Annotated in this window: 29 protein-coding genes; 26 read left to right on the top strand and 3 right to left on the bottom strand. The window is 63.1% G+C overall.

Features of this window, described 5'->3' with window-relative positions; translation table 11 throughout:
* The first annotated feature begins 12 nt into the window (after positions 1-12).
* Genes MTR66_RS02485 through MTR66_RS02445 form a run of 9 tightly spaced genes read left to right on the top strand, consistent with a single transcriptional unit; the run spans position 13 to position 3,923 of the window.
* A complete protein-coding gene (locus MTR66_RS02485) occupies positions 13-381 on the top strand; it encodes a DUF3024 domain-containing protein (RefSeq protein WP_243917592.1) in 369 nt (122 codons plus the stop codon).
* A gap of 15 nt (positions 382-396) precedes the next feature.
* Positions 397-672 carry a hypothetical protein gene (locus tag MTR66_RS02480; protein ID WP_243917590.1) on the top strand — a complete coding sequence of 92 codons (276 nt, stop codon included), beginning with the start codon at positions 397-399 and terminating at the stop codon, positions 670-672.
* The gene (locus MTR66_RS02475) at positions 669-1,847 is read left to right on the top strand and encodes a DegT/DnrJ/EryC1/StrS family aminotransferase (protein WP_243917589.1); all 1,179 of its coding nucleotides are present in this window, start codon (positions 669-671) and stop codon (positions 1,845-1,847) included. Before MTR66_RS02480 ends, MTR66_RS02475 begins: the two co-directional genes overlap by 4 nt.
* Positions 1,848-1,867: 20 nt before the next feature.
* Positions 1,868-2,149: a 2Fe-2S iron-sulfur cluster-binding protein gene (locus MTR66_RS02470; protein ID WP_243917588.1), complete on the top strand. Its 282-nt coding sequence runs from the start codon at positions 1,868-1,870 to the stop codon at positions 2,147-2,149.
* A 31-nt stretch (positions 2,150-2,180) separates the two neighbouring features.
* Positions 2,181-2,417 carry a BolA family protein gene (locus tag MTR66_RS02465; RefSeq protein WP_243917587.1) on the top strand — a complete coding sequence of 79 codons (237 nt, stop codon included), beginning with the start codon at positions 2,181-2,183 and terminating at the stop codon, positions 2,415-2,417.
* 30 nt (positions 2,418-2,447) lie between these two features.
* Entirely contained in the window at positions 2,448-2,765 is a 318-nt protein-coding gene (gene grxD, locus MTR66_RS02460) for a Grx4 family monothiol glutaredoxin (RefSeq protein ID WP_243917586.1), read from the top strand.
* Entirely contained in the window at positions 2,762-3,109 is a 348-nt protein-coding gene (locus MTR66_RS02455) for a (2Fe-2S) ferredoxin domain-containing protein (RefSeq protein WP_243917585.1), read from the top strand. Before grxD (MTR66_RS02460) ends, MTR66_RS02455 begins: the two co-directional genes overlap by 4 nt.
* A 14-nt stretch (positions 3,110-3,123) precedes the next feature.
* Complete coding sequence (gene grxD / locus MTR66_RS02450) at positions 3,124-3,438, top strand: Grx4 family monothiol glutaredoxin (protein ID WP_243917584.1); 315 nt, start codon at positions 3,124-3,126, stop codon at positions 3,436-3,438.
* Positions 3,435-3,923 (top strand): TOBE domain-containing protein, encoded by a 489-nt coding sequence (locus MTR66_RS02445; protein WP_243917582.1) that lies wholly within the window; start codon positions 3,435-3,437, stop codon positions 3,921-3,923. Before grxD (MTR66_RS02450) ends, MTR66_RS02445 begins: the two co-directional genes overlap by 4 nt.
* 21 nt (positions 3,924-3,944) lie before the next feature.
* Here the strand turns inward: MTR66_RS02445 and MTR66_RS02440 are convergent, their stop codons facing one another.
* Positions 3,945-4,151, bottom strand: coding sequence for a TOBE domain-containing protein (locus MTR66_RS02440; protein ID WP_243917580.1), 207 nt, complete (start codon positions 4,149-4,151; stop codon positions 3,945-3,947).
* 66 nt (positions 4,152-4,217) lie between these two features.
* Positions 4,218-4,649 (bottom strand): response regulator, encoded by a 432-nt coding sequence (locus MTR66_RS02435; RefSeq protein WP_243917578.1) that lies wholly within the window; start codon positions 4,647-4,649, stop codon positions 4,218-4,220.
* Between the two features lie 358 nt (positions 4,650-5,007).
* On the opposite strand from MTR66_RS02435, the gene nifH reads away from it, so the two are divergent.
* The 13 genes from nifH to MTR66_RS02370 all read left to right on the top strand — a co-directional run bounded on the left by nifH (position 5,008) and on the right by MTR66_RS02370 (position 15,704).
* Entirely contained in the window at positions 5,008-5,880 is an 873-nt protein-coding gene (nifH, locus tag MTR66_RS02430) for a nitrogenase iron protein (RefSeq protein ID WP_243917576.1), read from the top strand.
* A 97-nt stretch (positions 5,881-5,977) separates the two neighbouring features.
* Positions 5,978-7,480: a nitrogenase molybdenum-iron protein alpha chain gene (gene nifD, locus MTR66_RS02425; RefSeq protein ID WP_243917574.1), complete on the top strand. Its 1,503-nt coding sequence runs from the start codon at positions 5,978-5,980 to the stop codon at positions 7,478-7,480.
* Positions 7,481-7,518: 38 nt separating this feature from the next.
* On the top strand, positions 7,519-9,078 hold the full coding sequence (gene nifK / locus MTR66_RS02420) for a nitrogenase molybdenum-iron protein subunit beta (RefSeq protein ID WP_243917572.1): 1,560 nt from the start codon (positions 7,519-7,521) through the stop codon (positions 9,076-9,078).
* Between the two features lie 77 nt (positions 9,079-9,155).
* On the top strand, positions 9,156-10,811 hold the full coding sequence (gene nifE / locus MTR66_RS02415; protein WP_243917570.1) for a nitrogenase iron-molybdenum cofactor biosynthesis protein NifE: 1,656 nt from the start codon (positions 9,156-9,158) through the stop codon (positions 10,809-10,811).
* Positions 10,811-12,196: a nitrogenase iron-molybdenum cofactor biosynthesis protein NifN gene (gene nifN, locus MTR66_RS02410; RefSeq protein WP_243917568.1), complete on the top strand. Its 1,386-nt coding sequence runs from the start codon at positions 10,811-10,813 to the stop codon at positions 12,194-12,196. Before nifE ends, nifN begins: the two co-directional genes overlap by 1 nt.
* A complete protein-coding gene (gene nifX, locus MTR66_RS02405; protein WP_243917566.1) occupies positions 12,193-12,606 on the top strand; it encodes a nitrogen fixation protein NifX in 414 nt (137 codons plus the stop codon). The genes nifN and nifX overlap by 4 nt, the downstream gene beginning before the upstream one ends.
* 1 nt (position 12,607) lies before the next feature.
* The gene (locus tag MTR66_RS02400; protein WP_243917565.1) at positions 12,608-13,066 is read left to right on the top strand and encodes a NifX-associated nitrogen fixation protein; all 459 of its coding nucleotides are present in this window, start codon (positions 12,608-12,610) and stop codon (positions 13,064-13,066) included.
* A gap of 14 nt (positions 13,067-13,080) precedes the next feature.
* The gene (locus MTR66_RS02395) at positions 13,081-13,284 is read left to right on the top strand and encodes a CCE_0567 family metalloprotein (RefSeq protein ID WP_243917564.1); all 204 of its coding nucleotides are present in this window, start codon (positions 13,081-13,083) and stop codon (positions 13,282-13,284) included.
* Positions 13,281-13,571 (top strand): ferredoxin III, nif-specific, encoded by a 291-nt coding sequence (gene fdxB / locus MTR66_RS02390; protein ID WP_243917563.1) that lies wholly within the window; start codon positions 13,281-13,283, stop codon positions 13,569-13,571. The genes MTR66_RS02395 and fdxB overlap by 4 nt, the downstream gene beginning before the upstream one ends.
* 71 nt (positions 13,572-13,642) lie before the next feature.
* Entirely contained in the window at positions 13,643-14,266 is a 624-nt protein-coding gene (locus tag MTR66_RS02385) for a nitrogen fixation protein NifQ (protein WP_243917562.1), read from the top strand.
* Positions 14,263-14,655 carry a group III truncated hemoglobin gene (locus tag MTR66_RS02380; protein WP_243917561.1) on the top strand — a complete coding sequence of 131 codons (393 nt, stop codon included), beginning with the start codon at positions 14,263-14,265 and terminating at the stop codon, positions 14,653-14,655. The genes MTR66_RS02385 and MTR66_RS02380 overlap by 4 nt, the downstream gene beginning before the upstream one ends.
* Positions 14,652-15,062, top strand: a complete 411-nt coding sequence (locus MTR66_RS02375; protein ID WP_243917560.1) for a Rieske (2Fe-2S) protein — start codon at positions 14,652-14,654, stop codon at positions 15,060-15,062. The genes MTR66_RS02380 and MTR66_RS02375 overlap by 4 nt, the downstream gene beginning before the upstream one ends.
* A gap of 66 nt (positions 15,063-15,128) precedes the next feature.
* Entirely contained in the window at positions 15,129-15,704 is a 576-nt protein-coding gene (locus MTR66_RS02370) for an NAD(P)H-dependent oxidoreductase (RefSeq protein ID WP_243917559.1), read from the top strand.
* 42 nt (positions 15,705-15,746) lie between these two features.
* Here MTR66_RS02370 and MTR66_RS02365 read toward each other — a convergent pair whose 3' ends face one another.
* Complete coding sequence (locus tag MTR66_RS02365; protein ID WP_243917558.1) at positions 15,747-16,355, bottom strand: hypothetical protein; 609 nt, start codon at positions 16,353-16,355, stop codon at positions 15,747-15,749.
* Positions 16,356-16,597: 242 nt separating this feature from the next.
* On the opposite strand from MTR66_RS02365, the gene MTR66_RS02360 reads away from it, so the two are divergent.
* The 4 genes from MTR66_RS02360 to nifV are packed head-to-tail and all read left to right on the top strand — an operon-like array spanning position 16,598 to position 19,686.
* Positions 16,598-16,918 carry a HesB/IscA family protein gene (locus tag MTR66_RS02360; protein WP_243917556.1) on the top strand — a complete coding sequence of 107 codons (321 nt, stop codon included), beginning with the start codon at positions 16,598-16,600 and terminating at the stop codon, positions 16,916-16,918.
* A 47-nt stretch (positions 16,919-16,965) separates the two neighbouring features.
* Positions 16,966-17,271 (top strand): NifU family protein, encoded by a 306-nt coding sequence (locus tag MTR66_RS02355; RefSeq protein WP_243917554.1) that lies wholly within the window; start codon positions 16,966-16,968, stop codon positions 17,269-17,271.
* 39 nt (positions 17,272-17,310) lie between these two features.
* Positions 17,311-18,513 carry a cysteine desulfurase NifS gene (nifS, locus tag MTR66_RS02350; RefSeq protein WP_243917552.1) on the top strand — a complete coding sequence of 401 codons (1,203 nt, stop codon included), beginning with the start codon at positions 17,311-17,313 and terminating at the stop codon, positions 18,511-18,513.
* 27 nt (positions 18,514-18,540) lie between these two features.
* Positions 18,541-19,686: a homocitrate synthase gene (gene nifV, locus MTR66_RS02345; protein ID WP_243917550.1), complete on the top strand. Its 1,146-nt coding sequence runs from the start codon at positions 18,541-18,543 to the stop codon at positions 19,684-19,686.
* Positions 19,687-19,722: the final 36 nt, after the last annotated feature.

The raw sequence follows: 19,722 nt of genomic DNA, 5'->3' as shown, positions 1-19,722 counted from the left end.
GGGAGGAAGGGGATGTCCATCGCTTCTGCCCTGCGCAAACGCACCGCCGAACCGGTCATGGCCCGCCAGCCGAACGAGATCGACCTGATGCGCGTGACGCGTTCGCTCGAACAGCGCGAACGGTACAAATACGTCACGCCAACGGTGCTGTCCGTGGCCGATGGCTATCTGGTGCGCAGCCCCTGCTGCTCGCGCAATGTCGATCCCGAAGGCGGGGAAATCGACGTGGCGCTGCTCACCTGGGACGACGGGCTGCGCGAATGGTCGCTTTCGCGCCGCGATCACGCGGCGCAGTGCTGGATCGAGGATGGCCGCTTCGCCCGGCTGGGCGAACTGCTGATGCGCCTCAATGCCGATCCGGCGCGGCAGTTCTGGCAGTGAAGGAGGGTTGAAGGGATGGCGCTTGAAACCGAAGCAATCGCCCGGATCGATGCGCTGGTCGCGGCGATAGGGGATGAGGCGGATGCCGGTAGCGTGGCCTACGCGCTGCAACGCCTCTTGCCCGGCTTTGGCTTGCGCCAGTGCGATGCCGCCGATGTGCTGGAAGACCCATTCCGGGCCGTCAGGGCCTGCGACATTCATTTGCTCGACACGTCCAACCACTGCATCCGGGTGACGGATGATCCGGCCGAAGCCACAGGCCTCCTGCTCGCGGCGAAGGTGGCGGCATGAGCGGCGAAGTCGTCTCGATCGCCACGGGCGAGCCGCTGCAGATCCCGCTCTGCGATCCCGATCTGACGCAGGAGGATCTGGAAGCGATCAATGCCGTCCTGTGCGGCGACCGGCTGGGCGATGGCCCGGTGGCCGAAAAGCTCGAACGTGCCTTTGCCGCCCATTGCGGACGGGCCAAGGGGATTGCGGTGTCGGGCGCCGGAATCGGGCTGCTGATCGCGCTCACCGCCAAGGGCATCGGCCCCGGTGACGAAGTGATCCTGTCCGCCCACAGCTTTCGCGAACTGGGCCATGCCGTGCTGCGCAGCGGGGCGGTGCCGGTCTTTGCGGACATCGATTACTGGTCGGGCTGCCTCTCCGCGGAGAAGGCAGCGGACAAGATCACCGGCAAGACTCGTGCGATCGTTGCTGGCAATACCGCAGGGCACCCTGCGGACTGGCCTGTCTTTCGCGAACTCGCCGATGCCCATGGCCTATTCCTGATAGAGGACTCCAGCGAGGCGATCGGCTCGCGCCACAAGGCGGGCATTGTCGGCAGCTTCGGCGATGTGGCGGTGTTCGACTTCGCGCAGCCCGGGGTGATCTGCTGCGGCGAGGGCGGCATGATCGTGACGGACGATACCACGCTCGCGATGACGATGCGCCGGTTGCGGTCCCGCTCGCTGGCGGACCGGACTTCGGTTTCCGCCGGTGTCGATGCGCCTTTCGGTGCGGGCATGGGCGAAATGACCGCCGCGCTCGCTTTCTCCCAGCTTTCCCGGCTCGACGTGCTGCTGGAGCGGCGGCGCGGGGTGCAGGCCATGTACGATGGCTTCATGCAGAGCTTCGAAGGGATCAAGCCGCCTTACATTGCGCCGGAAGTGGAGGAGGTCCACTGGTTCCTCTACGTCGTCCATCTCGGCACCCGGTTCAGCAAGTCCTCGCGCGATGCGATTCTGGAGGACATGCGCACCGAGGCGATCGATGCCCATGCCTATTCCAGCCCGCTCCATCTGCAGCGCGTCTATCGCGAACTGGGGTGGAAGAAGGGCGACCTGTTCGTGACCGAGAAGGTTGCGGACCGGGCCGTCGCCTTGCCGTTTCATGCCCACCTCACGCCCGAGCAGGTCTCTTTCATGGTTGCACGCATGAAGGACGCCTCGATCAATTCGGGCGCGGGCGCTGCGATTTATTAACACCCGGAGTAAGACTTGAAATGACTACGCTTACCATCATGCCGGCAGGCAAGACCGTTGATGCACCGGAAGGTGCCTCGCTGCTTTCACTGATCGGCGGCGGCGAACCGGCCGATCACCAGTGCAGCGATGCCTGCCATCTGTTCGTGCTGGAAGGCCGCAAGGGTCTGTCCAAGATTTCGCCGGACGAGAACGGCAAGCTCGACATGATCGTCGGAGCCAGTTCGAAGTCGCGTTACGCCTGCATGGCGACGGTGCTGGGTACCGAGGACGTGACTGTCGAAGTCCTTTCATTCGTCTGAGATCCGCCTTTCGCAACAGGAGAGCCGTGCCATGCCGATGGACGCAGCCGAAATCGAAAGCCGCATCACCGAGGCCTTTCCCGATGCCAAAGTGCTGATGGTCGACATGGCCGGTGACGGCGATCACTGGGCGGCACGCGTGACGTCTGCCGCCTTCGCCGGCAAGAGCCGCGTGCAGCAGCACAAGATGGTCTACGCGGCCATCGGTACCGACATGGGGGGCGAGCTGCACGCGCTCGCCCTTCAGACCTTCACGCCCGATGCCTGACCTTACCGCCCAAACAGGGGAAACGCGATCATGAGCACCAGCGACCGGATCACGAAGCTAGTTACCGAAAATGACATTGTCCTGTTCATGAAGGGCGTGCCGCAGGCGCCGCAGTGCGGCTTTTCGGCGGCCGTCGTGAAAGTGCTGGAAACGCTGGGCAAGCCCTACGCCAGCGTCAATGTGCTGGAAGATCCCTTCATCCGTGAGGGGATCAAGGAATATTCGGACTGGCCGACGATTCCGCAGCTCTACATCAAGGGCGAGTTCGTGGGCGGCAGCGATATCGTGCGCGAGATGTACGAAAGCGGCGAGCTGCAGGCCCTCGTCACCCCGCAGGGAGCGGCATGAGCATGAAGCTTCCCGAGGAACTGCCGCAGCTTTTCAAACGCCACATTTTCGCCTGCGCGACGCAGCGCCCGCCGATGCACCCGCGCGGAAGCTGCGGGAGCAACAGCGCGCAGCCGCTCTGGGAACGGATGGGCAAGAAGATCGAGGAAAGCGGCCTTTCCGCCGAAGTCGGTTTTACGATCGCGGGCTGTATGGGTTTCTGCTCCGCCGGTCCGCTGATGGTCATCTATCCGGAAGGGGTCTGGTACAGGCCGCAGAACGAAGACGATATCGACAGGATCTTTGAAAGCCACGTGCGCAAGGATCAATTGGCCCAAGATCTGGTCGTCGTCCTTTCACGCTAGCGGGAGTATTTTCCATGGCCACGTCAGACCGTATCAAGGCGCTTGTCAGCGAAAACGAAATCGTCGTTTTCATGAAAGGCGATCCCGACGCTCCCCAATGCGGTTTTTCCGCAGGCGTGGTGAAAGTGCTGGACGCGATCGGCAGGCCCTATGTGGGCATTAACGTGCTGGACGATCCGTTCCTGCGCGAAGGCGTCAAGGAATATTCCGACTGGCCGACTCTGCCGCAAGTCTATGTGAACGGCGAATTCGTGGGCGGCTGCGATATCGTGCGTGACATGTTCGCCAGCGGCGAACTGCAGGCGCTGTTCGCAGGTGAGAGCGCGTGACCGTGGCGAGTGCCACCCGCCTTGGCGCACGGCCGGGCGCTCTGGTCCAGCGGCGCCTGCGCACCAGTGCCCGCAACATGCTCGACGGTATCGTGACGGCTATCGTCCATGGGCCGGTCAACGCGGAAGTGGGGCTGCTGGTCAACGACTGCATCGTGATTGACGCGCTGGTGACGAATTCGTGCGTTGCCTCGCTCGATCTTCATCCCGGCGGCCGTGCGGTGGCGCTCATCAATGCCAGCTTCATCACCTTGCTGGCCGATACGCCGGATCTGCGGCTTTCGGCGCGCAACCTGATCGGCGGGACTGTGGTCGAAGTGACCGACAGCCCCGTCGAAAGCGAAGTGGTTCTGGACATCGGTGGCGGGCGGGAACTGGCCGCGATCGTGACAAGCCATTCGCGCCGCGAACTGAATCTGGTCCCCGGCGCCCAGACGCTGGCCTGTTTCAAGGCCTCGCACATCATTCTCGCCGCCGAATACTGATTTACCGGCGGGAAGGCACTGTCATTTTCCGATCAGGACATCGCTTGCCTTGATGATCACGGTTACGGCATCGCCCGCCGCCAGGCCCAGATCGGCAATGGCTTCTTCGGTGATGTTCGAGGTGATGATGGTCCCGCCGCCGATATCCACCTTGATTGCGCCGTTCACGGCGCCGGGCGTGATGGCGGTAACGGTTCCGGAAATCTGATTTCGCGCACTGATCTTCATCTGCTGGCACTCCCTGGTTGAAGGTGTGCCTCGCAGACATCCTGTTCCCGGCAGAGGCCGCTCTTGTTAGAGGCCGCCCAACTGTATCAATTCGGCGCCGCCTGCGCGGCCCAGGATGGTGTCCACCTTCTGGCGCACGGCCTCGATCCGCAGCGGCTTGAGCAAGGCTCCCGAGGCTCCGGCCTTCAAGGCGGCCAGCCCCAGTTCCTCGTCCTCCGGCCCGGCGACGATCAGCACACGTGCGGCGGGGTAGCGCTGAGCGATTTCGGCCAGAGCTTCGATGCCCTGCGCTTTCAGGACCGACATGCCCAGAATGAACACGTCGGGCTGGAGCCAGTCCTGTCCCTTCTCGAAAGCTTCGGCGAGCGTGGTCAGTTCGTGCGTCTCGATTTCGTCGTGCAGCATGAACTGGAGCGCGGCACGGGTGATCTCGTCTTCATCGACGACGAATATCCGCCGCTGGTCGACGGCCTTGGAGGTTTCGACACCGATCTGCATGGGGCATCTCCATCAGTTGTTTGCTCTTTTGGTCAAGCAAGTCGCGCGCCAATCGTGCTGCGCCGCACAAACCGCTAGGCAGATGCCCTCAGGCTGCCATGACACATGTGCCTTTTGCGACAAGCACGGCCCGTTTGTCCGCTTTGTCACATGTCGCAACATCGTCCGACACAGCGGTGAAATGCACGGAAAATAGCCACTTTGTTGCGTCTGCGAGCGTTTGGCACGGCCATTGCAGAAAGGCCGGTGCAGCGGCGTTTCGACCCGCTGACCCGCCGCAGGAGAACATGGGCGACGGGGAGAGCCGGAGACGGGCAACCACTCCGGAGAACCGCGAAGAACAGCTTAGGAGCATGCAATGTCACTTCGTCAAATCGCCTTCTACGGCAAGGGCGGCATCGGCAAGTCCACCACCTCGCAGAACACCCTCGCCGCGCTCGCCGATCTCGGTCAGCGCATTCTGATCGTCGGCTGCGATCCCAAGGCCGACTCCACCCGCCTGATGCTTCACGCCAAGGCCCAGGACACGATCCTCTCGCTCGCTGCAGAGGCCGGTTCGGTCGAGGATCTCGAACTCGAAGACGTCATGAAGATCGGCTACAAGGACATCCGCTGCGTTGAATCGGGTGGTCCGGAGCCGGGCGTCGGCTGCGCTGGCCGCGGGGTTATCACCTCGATCAACTTCCTCGAAGAAAACGGTGCCTACGACGACATCGACTACGTCTCCTACGACGTGCTCGGCGACGTGGTCTGCGGCGGCTTCGCCATGCCGATCCGTGAGAACAAGGCCCAGGAAATCTACATCGTCATGTCGGGTGAGATGATGGCCATGTACGCGGCCAACAACATCTCGAAGGGCATTCTCAAGTATGCCAACTCGGGCGGCGTGCGTCTGGGCGGCCTGGTCTGCAACGAACGTCAGACCGACAAGGAACTGGAACTGGCGGAATCGCTGGCTGCCAAGCTCGGCACCAAGCTGATCCACTTCGTTCCGCGCGACAACATCGTGCAGCACGCCGAACTGCGCCGCATGACGGTCATCGAGTACGCACCGGACAGCAACCAGGCGAACGAATACCGCCAGCTGGCCGAGAAGGTCCACAACAACTCGGGCAACGGCATCATCCCGACCCCGATCACCATGGACGAGCTCGAAGACCTGCTCATGGAGCACGGCATCATGTCGGCGGTCGACGAAAGCCAGATCGGCCTGACCGCTGCCGAAGCCTGATCCCAGGTAGCCGCAAGGCCCGTCCCCCGCTGCCCGCAACCCGGCGGGGGACGGTTCCCGGATCCAACGGGCCCGATAAAAGCAGGAGTGTATCGAAATGAGCGTCTCGACACCAACCGACATCGCAGAAGTCAAGGAACGCAACCGGGCGTTGATCCAGGAAGTCCTTGAAGTCTATCCGGCCAAGGCCGCCAAGCGCCGCGCCAAGCACCTCAACGTCCACGAGGACGGCAAGAGCGATTGCGGCGTGAAGTCCAACATCAAGTCCATCCCGGGCGTGATGACCATCCGCGGCTGTGCCTATGCCGGCTCGAAGGGCGTGGTCTGGGGCCCGATCAAGGACATGATCCACATCAGCCACGGCCCCGTCGGCTGCGGCCAGTACAGCTGGGCCGCCCGCCGCAACTACTACATCGGCACGACCGGCATCGACACTTTCGTGACGATGCAGTTCACCTCCGACTTCCAGGAAAAGGACATCGTCTTCGGCGGCGACAAGAAGCTGGCCAAGATCATGGACGAGATCGAGATGCTGTTCCCGCTGAACAAGGGCATCACCGTCCAGTCCGAATGCCCGATCGGCCTCATCGGTGACGACATCGAAGCCGTTTCCAAGATGAAGAGCAAGGAATACGACGGCAAGACCATCGTTCCGGTGCGTTGCGAAGGCTTCCGCGGCGTTTCGCAGTCGTTGGGGCACCACATCGCCAACGACGCCGTGCGTGACTGGGTCTTCGACAAGACCGAGGACAAGCCCGCCGCGTTCGAACCCGGCCCTTATGACGTGGCCATCATCGGCGACTACAACATCGGCGGCGATGCCTGGTCCAGCCGCATCCTGCTGGAGGAAATGGGCCTTCGCGTGATTGCGCAGTGGTCTGGCGACGGTTCGATCGCCGAACTGGAAGCGACGCCCAAGGCGAAGCTCAACGTCCTGCACTGCTACCGCTCGATGAACTACATCTCGCGCCACATGGAAGAAAAGTACGGTGTTCCCTGGGTGGAATACAACTTCTTCGGCCCGACCAAGATCGAGGAATCGCTGCGCAAGATCGCCAGCTACTTCGATGAGAGCATTCAGGAAGGCGCCGAGCGCGTGATCGCCAAGTACAAGGCCCTGACCGAAGCGGTCATCGCCAAGTACAAGCCGCGCCTCGAAGGCAAGAAGGTCATGCTCTATGTTGGCGGCCTGCGTCCGCGCCACGTGATCGGCGCTTACGAAGACCTTGGCATGGAAGTGGTCGGCACCGGCTACGAATTCGGCCATAACGACGACTATCAGCGCACCGCCCAGCACTACGTCAAGGACGGCACGCTGATCTATGACGACGTGACCGGCTACGAGTTCGAGAAGTTCGTCGAGAAGATCCAGCCGGACCTCGTCGGTTCGGGCATCAAGGAAAAGTACGTCTTCCAGAAGATGGGCGTGCCGTTCCGCCAGATGCACTCCTGGGACTACTCGGGCCCTTACCACGGCTACGACGGTTTCGCGATCTTCGCCCGCGACATGGACATGGCGATCAACTCGCCGGTCTGGAAGATGGCCCCGACGCCCTGGAAGAAGGACGACGGCGACTACATGGCGATCGCGGCCGAGTAACCGGCTTTTCTCACCAACCATTTTGACAGGAGGCTCAGATGCCCCAGGACGCAGAAAAGGTTAAAGACCACTTCGAGCTGTTCCGCGGTGAGGAATACACCGACATGCTCGCCCGCAAGAAGGCCGAATTCGAGAACCCGCATCCCGCCGAAGAGGTGGCCCGGGTTCGCGAATGGGCCAAGACCGAGGAATACAAAGACCTCAACTTCAGCCGCGAGGCGCTCACCGTCAACCCGGCCAAGGCATGCCAGCCGCTCGGCGCCGTCTTCGCCGCGGTGGGCTTCGAAAGCACGCTGCCGTTCGTTCACGGATCGCAGGGTTGCGTGGCCTATTACCGCTCGCACTTCTCGCGCCACTTCAAGGAGCCGACGTCGTGCGTCTCCTCGTCGATGACCGAGGATGCGGCGGTATTCGGCGGGCTGAACAACATGGTCGACGGCCTCGCCAACGCCTACAACATGTACAAGCCCAAGATGATCGCGGTCTCCACCACCTGCATGGCGGAAGTCATCGGTGACGACCTCAACGCCTTCATCAAGACGGCGAAGGAAAAGGAATCGGTTCCGCAGGAATTCGACGTTCCCTTCGCCCATACCCCGGCTTTCGTCGGCAGCCACATCACCGGCTACGACAATGCCATGAAGGGCATTCTGGAGCACTTCTGGGACGGCAAGGCCAAGACCGCCGAGCCGCTGGTGCGCGAACCCAACGGGAAGATCAACTTCCTCAACGGCTTCGATGGCTATGCCGTGGGCAACCTGCGGGAAGTGAAGCGCATCTTCGACATGATGAAGATCGACTACACGATCCTGGGCGATCAGTCGGACGTCTGGGACACCCCGACCGACGGCGAGTTCCGCATGTACGACGGCGGCACTACGCTCGAAGACGCCGCCAATGCGATCCACGCCAAGGCGACCATCTCGATGCAGGAATACTGCACCGAGAAGACGCTGCCCTTCATCGCCAACCACGGCCAGGAAACGGCGGCGTTCAACCACCCGATTGGCGTCGAGGCAACTGACAGCTTCATCATGGAAGCGGCCCGCCTTGCCGGTGTCGAAATTCCGGAGGAGCTGGCCAAGGAACGCGGCCGTCTGGTCGATGCCATCGCGGACTCCAACGCCCATATCCACGGCAAGAAGTTCGCGATCTACGGCGATCCGGATCTTGCCTATGGTCTTGCCAAGTTCGTGATGGAACTGGGCGGCGAGCCGACGGTGGTCCTCTCGACCAACGGCGGCAAGGCCTGGGCGGCGAAGATGGAGGAACTGTTCGCGTCCTCACCGTTCGGTGCGAACTGCAAGGCCTATCCGGGCAAGGATCTGTGGCACATGCGCTCGCTGCTGTTCACGGAGAAGCCGGACTTCATCATCGGCAACACTTACGGCAAGTATCTGGAGCGTGACACCGGGGTGCCGCTGATCCGGATCGGTTTCCCGATCTTCGACCGGCATCACAAGCACCGCTATCCGGTGTGGGGCTATCAGGGCGGTCTCAACGTCCTCGTGACGATCCTCGACCGGATCTTCGAGCACATGGACGCGACCACCAACGTGCCCGCCAAGACCGACTACAGCTACGACATCATTCGCTGATGTCCCATTCGCTCCCGTCATTCCCGCTGCGGCAGGAATGACGGGGGAGGTTTCAAGCGCAACCGGGGAGCTTTTCCATGAGCAGTGTGAACCAGACCATCCAGGAGGTGTTCAACGAACCCGGTTGCGCGAAGAACCAGGCCAAGTCGGAAAAGGAACGCAAGAAGGGCTGCACCAAGCAACTCCAGCCCGGGGGCGCGGCCGGCGGCTGTGCCTTCGACGGGGCGAAGATCGCGCTTCAGCCGATTACGGACGTGGCGCACCTCGTTCATGGTCCCATCGCCTGCGAAGGCAATTCCTGGGACAACCGCGGCGCCAAGAGCTCGGGTTCTTCGCTCTACCGCACCGGCTTCACTACCGACATGACCGAGAACGACATCGTCTTCGGCGGTGAGAAGCACTTGTTCAAGGCGATCAAGGAGATCGTCGGCAAATATGCCCCGCCTGCGGTCTTCGTCTATCAGACTTGCGTGCCCGCGATGATCGGCGACGATATCGAGGCCGTCTGCAAGGCCGCGTCGGCCAAGTTCGAGACGCCGTGCATCCCGATCCAGTCGCCGGGCTTCGTCGGCCCCAAGAACCTGGGCAACAAGCTCGCGGGCGAAGCGATGCTCAAGCACGTGATCGGGACCGAGGAGCCCGAATACACCACGCCTTACGACATCAACATCATCGGCGAATACAACCTTGCCGGAGAACTGTGGCAGGTGAAGCCGCTGCTCGACGAACTGGGCATCCGCATCCTTTCCTGCATTTCGGGCGATGCCCGGTACAAGGAAGTCGCCTGGTCGCACCGCGCGAAGGCGGCGATGATGGTCTGCTCCAAGGCGATGATCAATGTCGCCCGCAAGATGGAGGAAAAGTACGAGATCCCCTTCTTCGAAGGCTCGTTCTACGGCATCGGCGACATGTCCGACTCCTTGCGCGAGATTGCCCGTCTGCTCATCGAGCGCGGCGCCGATCCCGAACTGATGGACCGTACCGAAGCCGTGATCGCGCGCGAGGAAGCGCGCGCCTGGGAGGCGATCGCGCCATATGCCGAACGGCTCAAGGGCAAGAAAGTCCTGCTGATTACTGGCGGCGTGAAATCATGGTCGGTCGTGGCTGCGCTGCAGGAAGCGGGCATGGAGATCGTCGGCACCTCGGTCAAGAAATCGACCAAGGAGGACAAGGACAAGATCAAGAAACTGATGGGCGAGGACGCCCACATGTTCGACGATCTGACCCCGCGCGAGATGTACCGCAAGCTGAAGACCGCAGAGGCCGACATCATGCTCTCGGGCGGGCGTTCGCAGTTCATCGCGCTCAAGGCCTCGATGCCGTGGATGGACATCAATCAGGAGCGCCACGTCGCTTTCGCCGGCTATCACGGCATGGTCGAGATGGTGAAGGAGATCGACCGCACGCTCTCCAACCCGATGTGGGAGCAGGTCCGCAAGCCCGCGCCTTGGGAAACCCCGGATCAGGTGAGCTGGCAGGACAAGGCGATGGCCGAGGAAGCCGAGATCGCCGCATCCATGACACCCGAGGAAGCCGAAGCCCAGCGCCGCGCCGCACGCATCTGCAAGTGCAAGCAGGTCAGCGCCGGAGAGATCGAGGATGCCGTGGCGGCAGGCGCGAAGTCGCGCGAGGCGGTCGCCAGCGCGACAGGCGCCTCCACCGGCTGCGGCGGCTGCGGGCCGCTGGTCGAGGATATCGTCGAGGCGGGCGGCGCCGTGGCGGAGGCGGCGTGATGGCCGAACTGGTCAAGAACCCCAAGGCCTGCACGGTCAACCCGCTCAAGATGAGCCAGCCGATCGGCGGCGCGCTCGCGTTCATGGGGCTGCGCGGGGCGATGCCGTTGCTGCATGGCTCGCAGGGCTGCACCAGCTTCGGCCTCGTGCTGTTCGTGCGCCACTTCCGCGAGGCGATTCCGCTGCAGACCACGGCGATGTCCGAAGTCGCCACGGTGCTGGGCGGTTTCGAGAATGTCGAGCAGGCGGTGCTCAACATCGTGAAGAAGACCAAGCCCGAGGTGATCGGCATCTGCTCTACCGGCGTGACCGAAGTGAAGGGGGATGACCTCAAGGGTTTCGTGCACACCATTCGCCAGCGCCATCCGGAACTGGACAACGTGGCGATTGTCCAGTGCTCCACGCCGGACTTTTCCGGGGCGTTCGAGGATGGCTGGTCGAAAGCGGTGACGGCGATGATCGAGGAGATCGTGCCGGAAGCCACCGTCGCCAAGCGGGATATGAAGCGGGTGAACGTTCTGCCCGGATGCCACCTGACCCCCGGCGACATCGATGAATTGCGGGACGTGATCGAGGCTTTCGGGCTGGAGCCCACATTCGTGCCCGATCTTTCCGGCTCGCTGGACGGGCATATTCCCGAAGATTTCACCCCGACGACGCTGGGCGGCGCCGGATGTGAGGAGGTCCGCGCGCTGGGCCACGCAGGCTGGACCCTAGCGGTCGGCGAACAGATGCGGTCCCCAGCGGAGGCGCTCGAACGACGCAGTAGTGTCCCCTATCGTCTGTTCGAGCGCCTCACGGGCCTTGCCGCCTGCGACGAGCTGATGCTGTTCCTCAGCGAGATTTCCGGAAAAGCCGTGCCGCGCAAGTACCGGCGCCAGCGCGGTCAGTTGGTCGATGCCATGCTGGATGGGCATTTCCATATCGGCGGGCGGCGGTTCGCCATCGGAGCCGAGCCCGATCTGCTCTACGCACTGGTTTCGACGCTGACCGAGATGGGCGGAGTGATCGCTTCGGCCATTACCACCACGACGTCCCCGGTGCTGGCGAAGCTGCCCTGCGAAACGGTGATGATCGGCGATCTGGAAGATCTCGAAACCGGGGCGGCGGATGCGGATATCCTCGTGACGCACAGCCACGGCCGTCAGGCGGCCGAGCGCCTGCACATGCCGCATTTCCGCATCGGCATCCCGATGTTCGACACTTTGGGCGCCGGGCATCTCGTCACGGTGGGATACCGCGGCACGCGCGATCTGATCTTCGCGATCGGCAACATGCTGATGCACCGCCACCACGAGCCGCAGCCGGACGATTGGCGCAATGCCTGGCCCGAGCAAGGAAATTCCCCCGTTTCACCAGAGCCCGAAAAGGAGCTTGTCCCATGAAAGTCGCTTTCGCCACACAGGACCTGGAACGGATCGATGCCCACTTCGGATGGGCGAAGAACCTCGCCATCTACGATCTGACGCCCGAGGGCTGGTCGCTCGACAAAGTGGAATCCTTCACCGGAGACCTCAAGGAAGATGGCGACGAGGACAAGCTGGCGCCCAAGCTCGATGCGCTGAAGGGCGTTTCGATCCTGGTGGTTGCGGCCATCGGCGGTTCGGGGGCGGCGCGCGTCGTCGCGCAGAACATTCACCCGATGAAAGTGCCCCAGCCCGAACCGATCGAGGGCATGCTGGAAAAGCTGCGCGAAGTGCTGCGGGGCACGCCGCCGCCGTGGCTGCGCAAGGTCATGGCCAAGGGCGGCGAGCGCCAGTTCGATGCCGAAGATTTCGAAGAAGAGGAAGCCTGAGATGAGCGAAGCCGTCGTTGAAACACCCGTTGTCGAAGGCTTTGCCGCCGCGCTGGTGCGCCAGGTCCGGGCGCAGGACACGCACGGGCACTGGGAGCGCAAGAGCGACTACCAGCTGCTCGAACCCTATATCATGGACAAAGAAAAGCGCCGTGCGATCCCGATCATCGGCGATCCCGATCCCGATACGCTGTGGCGCCTCGAATTGTTCTATGGCGCGATGTGCCTGGAGATCGAGCGGCGGACCAAGCGCATGGTCCAGCCGATGATGAAGATGAGCCATGAGGGCTTTGGCCGCATGGTGCTGATCGCCGGGCGCCTGATCGTGCTCAACAAGCAGCTGCGCGACGCGCACCGCTTCGGCTTCGACAGCCTCGAAAAGCTCAATGCCGAGGCGGAAAAGCTGATCGGTCAGGCGGTCGATATGATCGAGAAATTCCCGGCGGTCGCCGACTACTGAGGGAGACGTTCAAGATGTCCGATGTCGAGACTCTGAAGGCTGAAGTGAAGAAGCTCTCGGCCAAGGCCATGCAGGCGAAGATGGACCTGCACGATCTGTCAGAGGAGCTGCCGGTGGGCGTGGAAAACGTCATGGCCACTGCCGAGCGCGTGCGCGATTCTTATGCCGCGCTGACTGCCAAGCGCGCCGAACTGAAGGCGCTGGAGGCGGCGGCGTGACCGCGTTCCTGACACGAGGCGGGCGGGACTGGCAGCCGGACTACCTCGTCTCGATCGATCCCGAAGTCTGCATCGGCTGCGGCCGCTGCTTCAAGGTTTGCGGGCGTGACGTGATGACGCTCAAGGGCCTTAACGAGGATGGCGATATCGTCGAGCTGGACGACGACGATGACGATGAAATCGAAAAGCGCGTGATGGCGATGAACGACGTCGATGCCTGCATCGGCTGCGGCGCCTGCGCGCGCGTGTGCCCGACCAACTGCCAGACTCACGGTCTGGCGGCCTGAAAAAACAAAACGGCGGGCAGTCTATCGGAGAGGAGCCGGAGGCATGGCATGATATAGCAAGGAGAACGGTGATGGGACGTGCCGAATCGATCTACGCGGAGCTTCTCTGGGAGGGCGGCAACGCGCATGTCCCTGCATTCGACGTTCACATCGCTTCCTGCATCCTTGCTCTGTCGCTGTTCGAATCCGAGTGTGAGGGGAGTAGTCTGGCCGATGCCACGGGGCTGGATGGAGAGGAACTCTCCGAGCTTTGCCGGCTGGTCTACCCGAATGTCAGCCTGCCCGAAGCGGGCGATCCCGTGGTGGGCAAGGAGGAGCAGGCGCTGCGCGATATCCTCTGGATGAACTGTTCCGAAGCCTCGGTGCTCGAACTGCTGCTGACGCGGATGATCGCCCGGCGCTGCCAGCGGCCCAATCATCTCTGGCAGGATCTGGGGCTGGCCAGCCGGATCGAACTTTCGATGCTGATGGAACAGCATTTCCCGCGTTTGGCGATGAAGAACAGTGCCGACATGAAGTGGAAGAAGTTCTTCTACCGCATGATGTGCAGCGCGGAAGGGTTCCGGCTCTGCTCCGCCCCGGTCTGCACCGAGTGCGACGATTTCGAAAGTTGCTTCGGGGCCGAGGACGGCGAAGCCCTGCTCGCCCGGATCGCGAACGGCAAATCTGTTTCGGCACAGGAGGCCTGCCAGTGAAGAATGACCCGGAAGCCGCGATCATGGCGATGGTCCGCCGCTTCTACGCCCTTTCGCTTGACGATGACCTGCTCGGGCCGATGTTCCGGGCGGAGATCGACGATTTCGAGGAGCATTACGGCATCGTGGCCGATTTCTGGTCGCACGCGCTGCTCGGCACCGACCGCTACAAGCGCGGCACGCCCTATGTCCATCACACCAGGCTGAAAGTCGAGGAAGCGCACTTCGACCGCTGGATGGCGGCTTTCGGGCAGGCGGTGGAAGAAGAGCTTCCGCCCGAGCTGGCCGAACCGGCCATGCAGCGCGCCCGGCATATGACTGAAAGTTTCAAGATGGGGCTTCTGCCGCTTCCGGAGCCGAAAGCCCGTCCGCTTGGTGCCCCGGCATGATGGCGGATGAGCTTTTCGCGGTATGCGCGCTGGAAGAGATCCCCAACCGGCGCGCGATTCCGCTGGTTCTCGCCCGCCGCAATGGCGAAGGCGATGTGGTGCCCTGGCCGATCTTCATTCTGCGCTGGGGCCGTAATGTCCGCGCTTTCGAGAACCGCTGCCCGCATCAGGATACGCATCTCGACTGGGAACGCGGTGAATTCCTCGATGGCGAGGGTACGCGCATCCAGTGCGGCAAACACGGCGCGCTGTTCGACCTGGGCAGCGGCGAATGCGTTCAGGGACCGTGCATGGGCCAGCGCCTCACCGCGATCGACGTGACGATCGACGGGGAAGGGGATATCTGCCTGTCCGGTGTCGATCTGGTCGAGGATGATGATTTCGACAGCGGGCAGGGCACCGAGTAGCACGACGTCCCGCCCATCCTTGATCCCTGTCATCGCACGGCATGACAGCGGAGGTAGCATCGCATCATGACTCGCATTCTGGTCCTGAACGGGCATCCCGATCCGGCGCGGCATTTTCTGCATGCGGCGGCGGATGCCTATGCTGAGGGGGCGGGTGACGGCGGGCATACGGTCCGGCGGCTCGATGTCGCGTCACTGGCTTTTCCGCTCATCCGCTCGGAAGAGCAGTTCAAGGCCGGAGATATTCCTCCCGGCATCCTCTCTGCACAGGAAGCGATTGTCTGGGCGGAACATGTCGCGGTGTTCTTTCCGCTGTGGCTGGGAGACCTGCCTGCCCATTTCAAGGCCTTTCTGGAGCAGGTGGGGCGCCCGGGGTTCGCCTTTACGCCGAAGGAACACGGTTTTCCCAAGGGCTTGCTGAAGGGACGCTCGGCCCGTGTGGTCGCCACGGTGGGGATGCCAGCGCCGGTCTACACGCTTTACTACCGGGCTCACGGGGTCAAGAATTTCAAGCGTAACATTCTGGAACTGCTGGGGTTCCATCCTGTCCGCTATGCCATCATCGGCTCGGTTTCAGGGCCCGAGAGGCATCGCGTGAGATGGCTGGAGCGGCTCCGCAAATGGGGTATGCAGGCGCACTGATCCGCGGCGGCACGGCTTTTCGCTGCGCCGCCGCGGATAGGGTCAGACCGGACGGTTCTCGTTACGGTTGCGCACTGGCTCCATCGTCGCAACGCCGTCCTCGTAGCTGAGTTCGGGAAAAGGCATCGCCGTTGCTTTGAGCGTGTTGAGCACGTGTTCGAGTTTCTGGGCGCCGTTCATCTTCTTCAGGTCGTTCTTGTCGAGGCCGACGAGGTCGAGCGTTTCCTTCCACACCGTTGATTCATCGAGCGGCAGGATCTTCGCGGTCACGCCGCCGGGCAGGGCGACCGTGTACTTCTTCAGAAAGTCGATGTTGTTGACGAAGAAAACGTAAGTGCCTTCGGGAACGAGGAAATCCGCCAGAACTTCACCGGCATCCTTGAGCCAGGCGAAGTTGTGGAGATAGCCCGCGAGAACCGGAATCTTGCCGGTGGCGGCATCGGCGACGGAGAGGATCTGTTCGATCGAGTAAGCGGGCGGGCGGGCCTCGTCGGCGACCTGATCCTGAAAGGCAAGGGCGATGTCGCCGCGAAAGCCGAACGTGCCGGCTTCCGGCAGCGGCTCCTTGAGTACCGCGTTCAACAGGCGGTGCTGGCTGGCAAGCGTTCCGAACGCGGTATCTTCGAGCGCGGCGGCAGTGACTGTAGACATGGTTGTCTCCTGGTGGTGATGCGCGCGCAAGGGACGCAAGAAGCGGGCCGTTTTACGTTGCAGGCGGCTTTGTTGCGATTGCGCGCCTGCCAGTGTGTGCATTGCAACAAAAAGCGCCCGGGCCTTTGTGACAAAGCTGACACGTAGCGGGCGAAGGTCGCGGGAAACGGGCCGTTCGGGGACTTGGCACGCTGCTTGCTGCACAGGCTTTCGCGAAAACAGGATATGCCAGGAGCAGCGCCATGATCGTCCTGACTGACAGTGCCGTGAACGCCGTCCGCAGCGCCATCGACAAGGCGGAATCATCGCCTGCCGGTCTGCGCATCCAGGTCGAGGCCGGCGGTTGCGCCGGGTACAAGTACATGATGGGCCTCGTCGGCTCGCCCGAAGACGAAGACGCCGTGATCAGCAGTGGCGGGGTTTCGGTCTTCATCGACCCGGTCAGCCAGCCGCTGCTGGCGGGCACTACGATCGATTTCGTGGTCGCGCTCGAAGGATCGGGTTTCACGTTCGAAAACCCCAACGCCACGAACAGTTGCTCGTGCGGCAAGTCGTTCGGTTGATGGAGCGGCCGGAACCGCCCCGCGCCAGGTAAAAGGAGAAGAAGGTCATGCAAACCGTGCAAAGCGTGCAAGCCGAAACTGCAGAGAAAGAGACTGTGGAGAAGGCACCGCTCACCACCCTGCAGAAGATCCGCCTGATCGAAGAGACGATCGAGGAGATCCGGCCCCTGCTTCAGCGCGACGGCGGCGACTGCCAGCTGATCGATGTCGATGGCAACCGGGTGACGGTGAAGCTTACCGGCGCCTGCATCGGCTGCCAGCTGTCGAGCGCGACGCTTGGCGGCGTGCAGGCGCGGCTCGTTAAGGCGGTGGGCATGCCGCTGATCGTGATCCCCGCGGCACCCGTGCACTGATGCCTGGCTGCTGATCGCTGACCGCCCGAGGAACCCGCCATGGAACCCGCGCCCGTCTATCTCGACAACAACGCCACTACCCGGTGCGATCCGGCGGCCGTTGAGGCGATGCTCCCCTATTTCTCGGAGCAGTTCGGCAATGCGTCTTCCACGCATATGTTCGGGGCCGAGGTGGGCGCGGCGGTGTCCCGGGCGCGCAAGCAGCTCCAGGGGCTTCTAGGGGCCAAGTTCGACCACGAGATCGTCTATACCTCGGGCGGGACCGAGGCGGACAACATGGCCCTGCTCTCCGCTCTCGAAACGCAGGAGGGGCGCGACGAGATTGTGACGTCCGCTGTCGAGCATCCGGCGATCCTCAATCTGGCGGATCATCTGGAAAAGACCGGACGGGCCAAGGTCCGCCTGATCGGTGTCGATTCCCGGGGGCGTCTCGATATGGAGGCCTATCGTCAGGCGCTTGGCCCCAAGACGGCGATCGTCTCGATCATGTGGGCCAACAATGAGACCGGCACGATCTTCCCGGTCGAGGAACTGGCGGCTCTGGCGCATGAGGCGGGGGCGTTGTTTCACACCGATGCGGTGCAGGCGGTGGGCAAAGTGCCGGTCAATCTGGCCGAAAGCGCCGTCGACATGCTTTCGCTCTCCGGCCACAAGCTGCATGGGCCCAAAGGGATCGGCGCGCTCTATGTCCGCAAAGGCATCCGCGTGCGCCCGCTGATCCGCGGCGGGCATCAGGAGCGCGGACGGCGCGGGGGCACCGAGAATGCGCCCGCGATCGTGGGCCTCGGCAAGGCGGCCGAACTCGCGCTCGAACACATGGCTGACGAACGGACCCGCGTTGCCGCGCTGCGCGACCGGCTCGAACAGGGGGTGCTCCAGCGGATCGGCAACTGCTTCGTAACCGGAGACCCGGAAAACCGCCTGCCCAACACCGCCAATGTCGTGTTCGAATATGTCGAGGGCGAGGCGATCCTGACGAACATGAACCGTGAAGGCCTGGCGGCCAGTTCCGGTTCGGCCTGCACGTCCGGATCGATGGAGCCGAGCCACGTGCTGCGCGCGATGGACGTGCCTTACACGGCCGCGCTCGGGGCGATCCGCTTTTCGCTGAGCCGCGAAAACGGCGATGCCGATGTCGACCGCGTGCTTGAAGTGCTGCCGGGGATCATCGGCAAGCTGCGCGAGATGTCACCGTTCTGGCGCGAGCGCGAGAACCACGCCGCCAACCCGTCTTATGCCTGACCCTGTCGTTTGAGGAGGAACCGGACCATGCTTGCCTATCAGCCCCGCGTCATCGTTAACGACAGCACGCTGCGCGACGGCGAGCAGTCTCCGGGTGTTGCTTTCAGCTTCGCGGAAAAGCTGGCGATCGCGGCCGCGCTCGAAGCGGCCGGGGTGGACGAGATCGAGGCCGGCACGCCCGCGATGGGGCCGGAAGATGTCGAGGCGATCGCGGCCATGGCCGCGCAGGCGCAGGCCGCCGAGATCATCCCCTGGTGCCGGGCCACCCGCAGCGATATCGACGCGGCGGCCCGCACCGGCGTTTCGCGCGTCCACCTCTCGGTCCCCGTCTCCGACCGCCAGATCCGCACCAAGTTCGGCACCGGCCGGGCGGACGTGCTGGCGCGGATCGGGGAGATGGTGGGTTACGCGCTCGATCGCGGGCTGCGCGTCTCGATCGGGGGCGAGGATGCCAGCCGGGCCGATACCGATTTCCTCAAGCGTGTAGTTGTCGCCATCGAGGAAGCGGGCGGGCATCGTTTCCGCTTCGCCGATACGCTGGGCGTGCTCGATCCGTTCGGCACTTGCGATCTGTTTCGCGAACTGGCGCGGGAAACCGATATCGAGCTGGAATTCCATGGCCATGACGATCTTGGCCTCGCCACCGCCAATACGCTGGCCGCGGTGCGCGGCGGGGCGAGCCATGTCAGCGTCTGCGTGCTGGGGCTGGGCGAGCGGGCGGGCAATGCTCCGCTGGAGGAAGTCGTCGCGGGGCTGAGCGAGACGCTGGGCTGCGCCACCGGCGTCGATCTCATGCAGCTTGCGCATCTGGCGGAGATCGTCGCGCAGGCAGCCTGCCGTCCGATCCCGGATAACAAGCCGATCGTCGGTTCGCTGGCCTTCTCGCACGAATCGGGCATTCACGTTTCCGGCCTGCTGCGCGACGCGGGCACGTATGAAGCGCTTGATCCGGCCCGTTTCGGGCGCGAGCGGCGGATTCTGCTGGGGCGCCATTCCGGGCGCGCGGCGATCAGTTCCAGCCTGCGCTCGATCGGGCTGGAGGCGGACCAGCAACGGCTGGAACGCATTCTGGCCGATGTTCGCGCCCGTGCGCTCAGCACCAAACAGCCAGTCGAACTGTCCGAACTCGCGCTGATCTACAGTCGTTCGGACGTGGCGGAAGGGATCGTGTGATGCCCTATTCGTCGCTGATCGATCAGGTCGTGCCCA

The sequence above is a fragment of the Novosphingobium beihaiense genome, from assembly GCF_022832375.1.
Lineage (GTDB): Bacteria > Pseudomonadota > Alphaproteobacteria > Sphingomonadales > Sphingomonadaceae > Novosphingobium > Novosphingobium beihaiensis.
This window is presented reverse-complemented; position numbering and strand designations above follow the sequence as displayed.

Excerpts from the sequence above, each read along its gene's own strand:
- MTR66_RS02485 (WP_243917592.1), top strand. The coding sequence starts at position 13 with ATGTCCATCGCTTCTGCCCTGCGCAAACGCACCGCCGAACCGGTCATG.
- MTR66_RS02480 (WP_243917590.1), top strand. The coding sequence starts at position 397 with ATGGCGCTTGAAACCGAAGCAATCGCCCGGATCGATGCGCTGGTCGCG.
- MTR66_RS02475 (WP_243917589.1), top strand. The coding sequence starts at position 669 with ATGAGCGGCGAAGTCGTCTCGATCGCCACGGGCGAGCCGCTGCAGATC.
- MTR66_RS02470 (WP_243917588.1), top strand. The coding sequence starts at position 1,868 with ATGACTACGCTTACCATCATGCCGGCAGGCAAGACCGTTGATGCACCG.
- MTR66_RS02465 (WP_243917587.1), top strand. The coding sequence starts at position 2,181 with ATGCCGATGGACGCAGCCGAAATCGAAAGCCGCATCACCGAGGCCTTT.
- grxD (WP_243917586.1), top strand. The coding sequence starts at position 2,448 with ATGAGCACCAGCGACCGGATCACGAAGCTAGTTACCGAAAATGACATT.
- MTR66_RS02455 (WP_243917585.1), top strand. The coding sequence starts at position 2,762 with ATGAGCATGAAGCTTCCCGAGGAACTGCCGCAGCTTTTCAAACGCCAC.
- grxD (WP_243917584.1), top strand. The coding sequence starts at position 3,124 with ATGGCCACGTCAGACCGTATCAAGGCGCTTGTCAGCGAAAACGAAATC.
- MTR66_RS02440 (WP_243917580.1), bottom strand. The coding sequence starts at position 4,151 with ATGAAGATCAGTGCGCGAAATCAGATTTCCGGAACCGTTACCGCCATC.
- MTR66_RS02435 (WP_243917578.1), bottom strand. The coding sequence starts at position 4,649 with ATGCAGATCGGTGTCGAAACCTCCAAGGCCGTCGACCAGCGGCGGATA.
- nifH (WP_243917576.1), top strand. The coding sequence starts at position 5,008 with ATGTCACTTCGTCAAATCGCCTTCTACGGCAAGGGCGGCATCGGCAAG.
- nifD (WP_243917574.1), top strand. The coding sequence starts at position 5,978 with ATGAGCGTCTCGACACCAACCGACATCGCAGAAGTCAAGGAACGCAAC.
- nifK (WP_243917572.1), top strand. The coding sequence starts at position 7,519 with ATGCCCCAGGACGCAGAAAAGGTTAAAGACCACTTCGAGCTGTTCCGC.
- nifE (WP_243917570.1), top strand. The coding sequence starts at position 9,156 with ATGAGCAGTGTGAACCAGACCATCCAGGAGGTGTTCAACGAACCCGGT.
- nifN (WP_243917568.1), top strand. The coding sequence starts at position 10,811 with ATGGCCGAACTGGTCAAGAACCCCAAGGCCTGCACGGTCAACCCGCTC.
- nifX (WP_243917566.1), top strand. The coding sequence starts at position 12,193 with ATGAAAGTCGCTTTCGCCACACAGGACCTGGAACGGATCGATGCCCAC.
- MTR66_RS02400 (WP_243917565.1), top strand. The coding sequence starts at position 12,608 with ATGAGCGAAGCCGTCGTTGAAACACCCGTTGTCGAAGGCTTTGCCGCC.
- MTR66_RS02395 (WP_243917564.1), top strand. The coding sequence starts at position 13,081 with ATGTCCGATGTCGAGACTCTGAAGGCTGAAGTGAAGAAGCTCTCGGCC.
- MTR66_RS02385 (WP_243917562.1), top strand. The coding sequence starts at position 13,643 with ATGGGACGTGCCGAATCGATCTACGCGGAGCTTCTCTGGGAGGGCGGC.
- MTR66_RS02375 (WP_243917560.1), top strand. The coding sequence starts at position 14,652 with ATGATGGCGGATGAGCTTTTCGCGGTATGCGCGCTGGAAGAGATCCCC.
- MTR66_RS02370 (WP_243917559.1), top strand. The coding sequence starts at position 15,129 with ATGACTCGCATTCTGGTCCTGAACGGGCATCCCGATCCGGCGCGGCAT.
- MTR66_RS02365 (WP_243917558.1), bottom strand. The coding sequence starts at position 16,355 with ATGTCTACAGTCACTGCCGCCGCGCTCGAAGATACCGCGTTCGGAACG.
- MTR66_RS02360 (WP_243917556.1), top strand. The coding sequence starts at position 16,598 with ATGATCGTCCTGACTGACAGTGCCGTGAACGCCGTCCGCAGCGCCATC.
- MTR66_RS02355 (WP_243917554.1), top strand. The coding sequence starts at position 16,966 with ATGCAAACCGTGCAAAGCGTGCAAGCCGAAACTGCAGAGAAAGAGACT.
- nifS (WP_243917552.1), top strand. The coding sequence starts at position 17,311 with ATGGAACCCGCGCCCGTCTATCTCGACAACAACGCCACTACCCGGTGC.
- nifV (WP_243917550.1), top strand. The coding sequence starts at position 18,541 with ATGCTTGCCTATCAGCCCCGCGTCATCGTTAACGACAGCACGCTGCGC.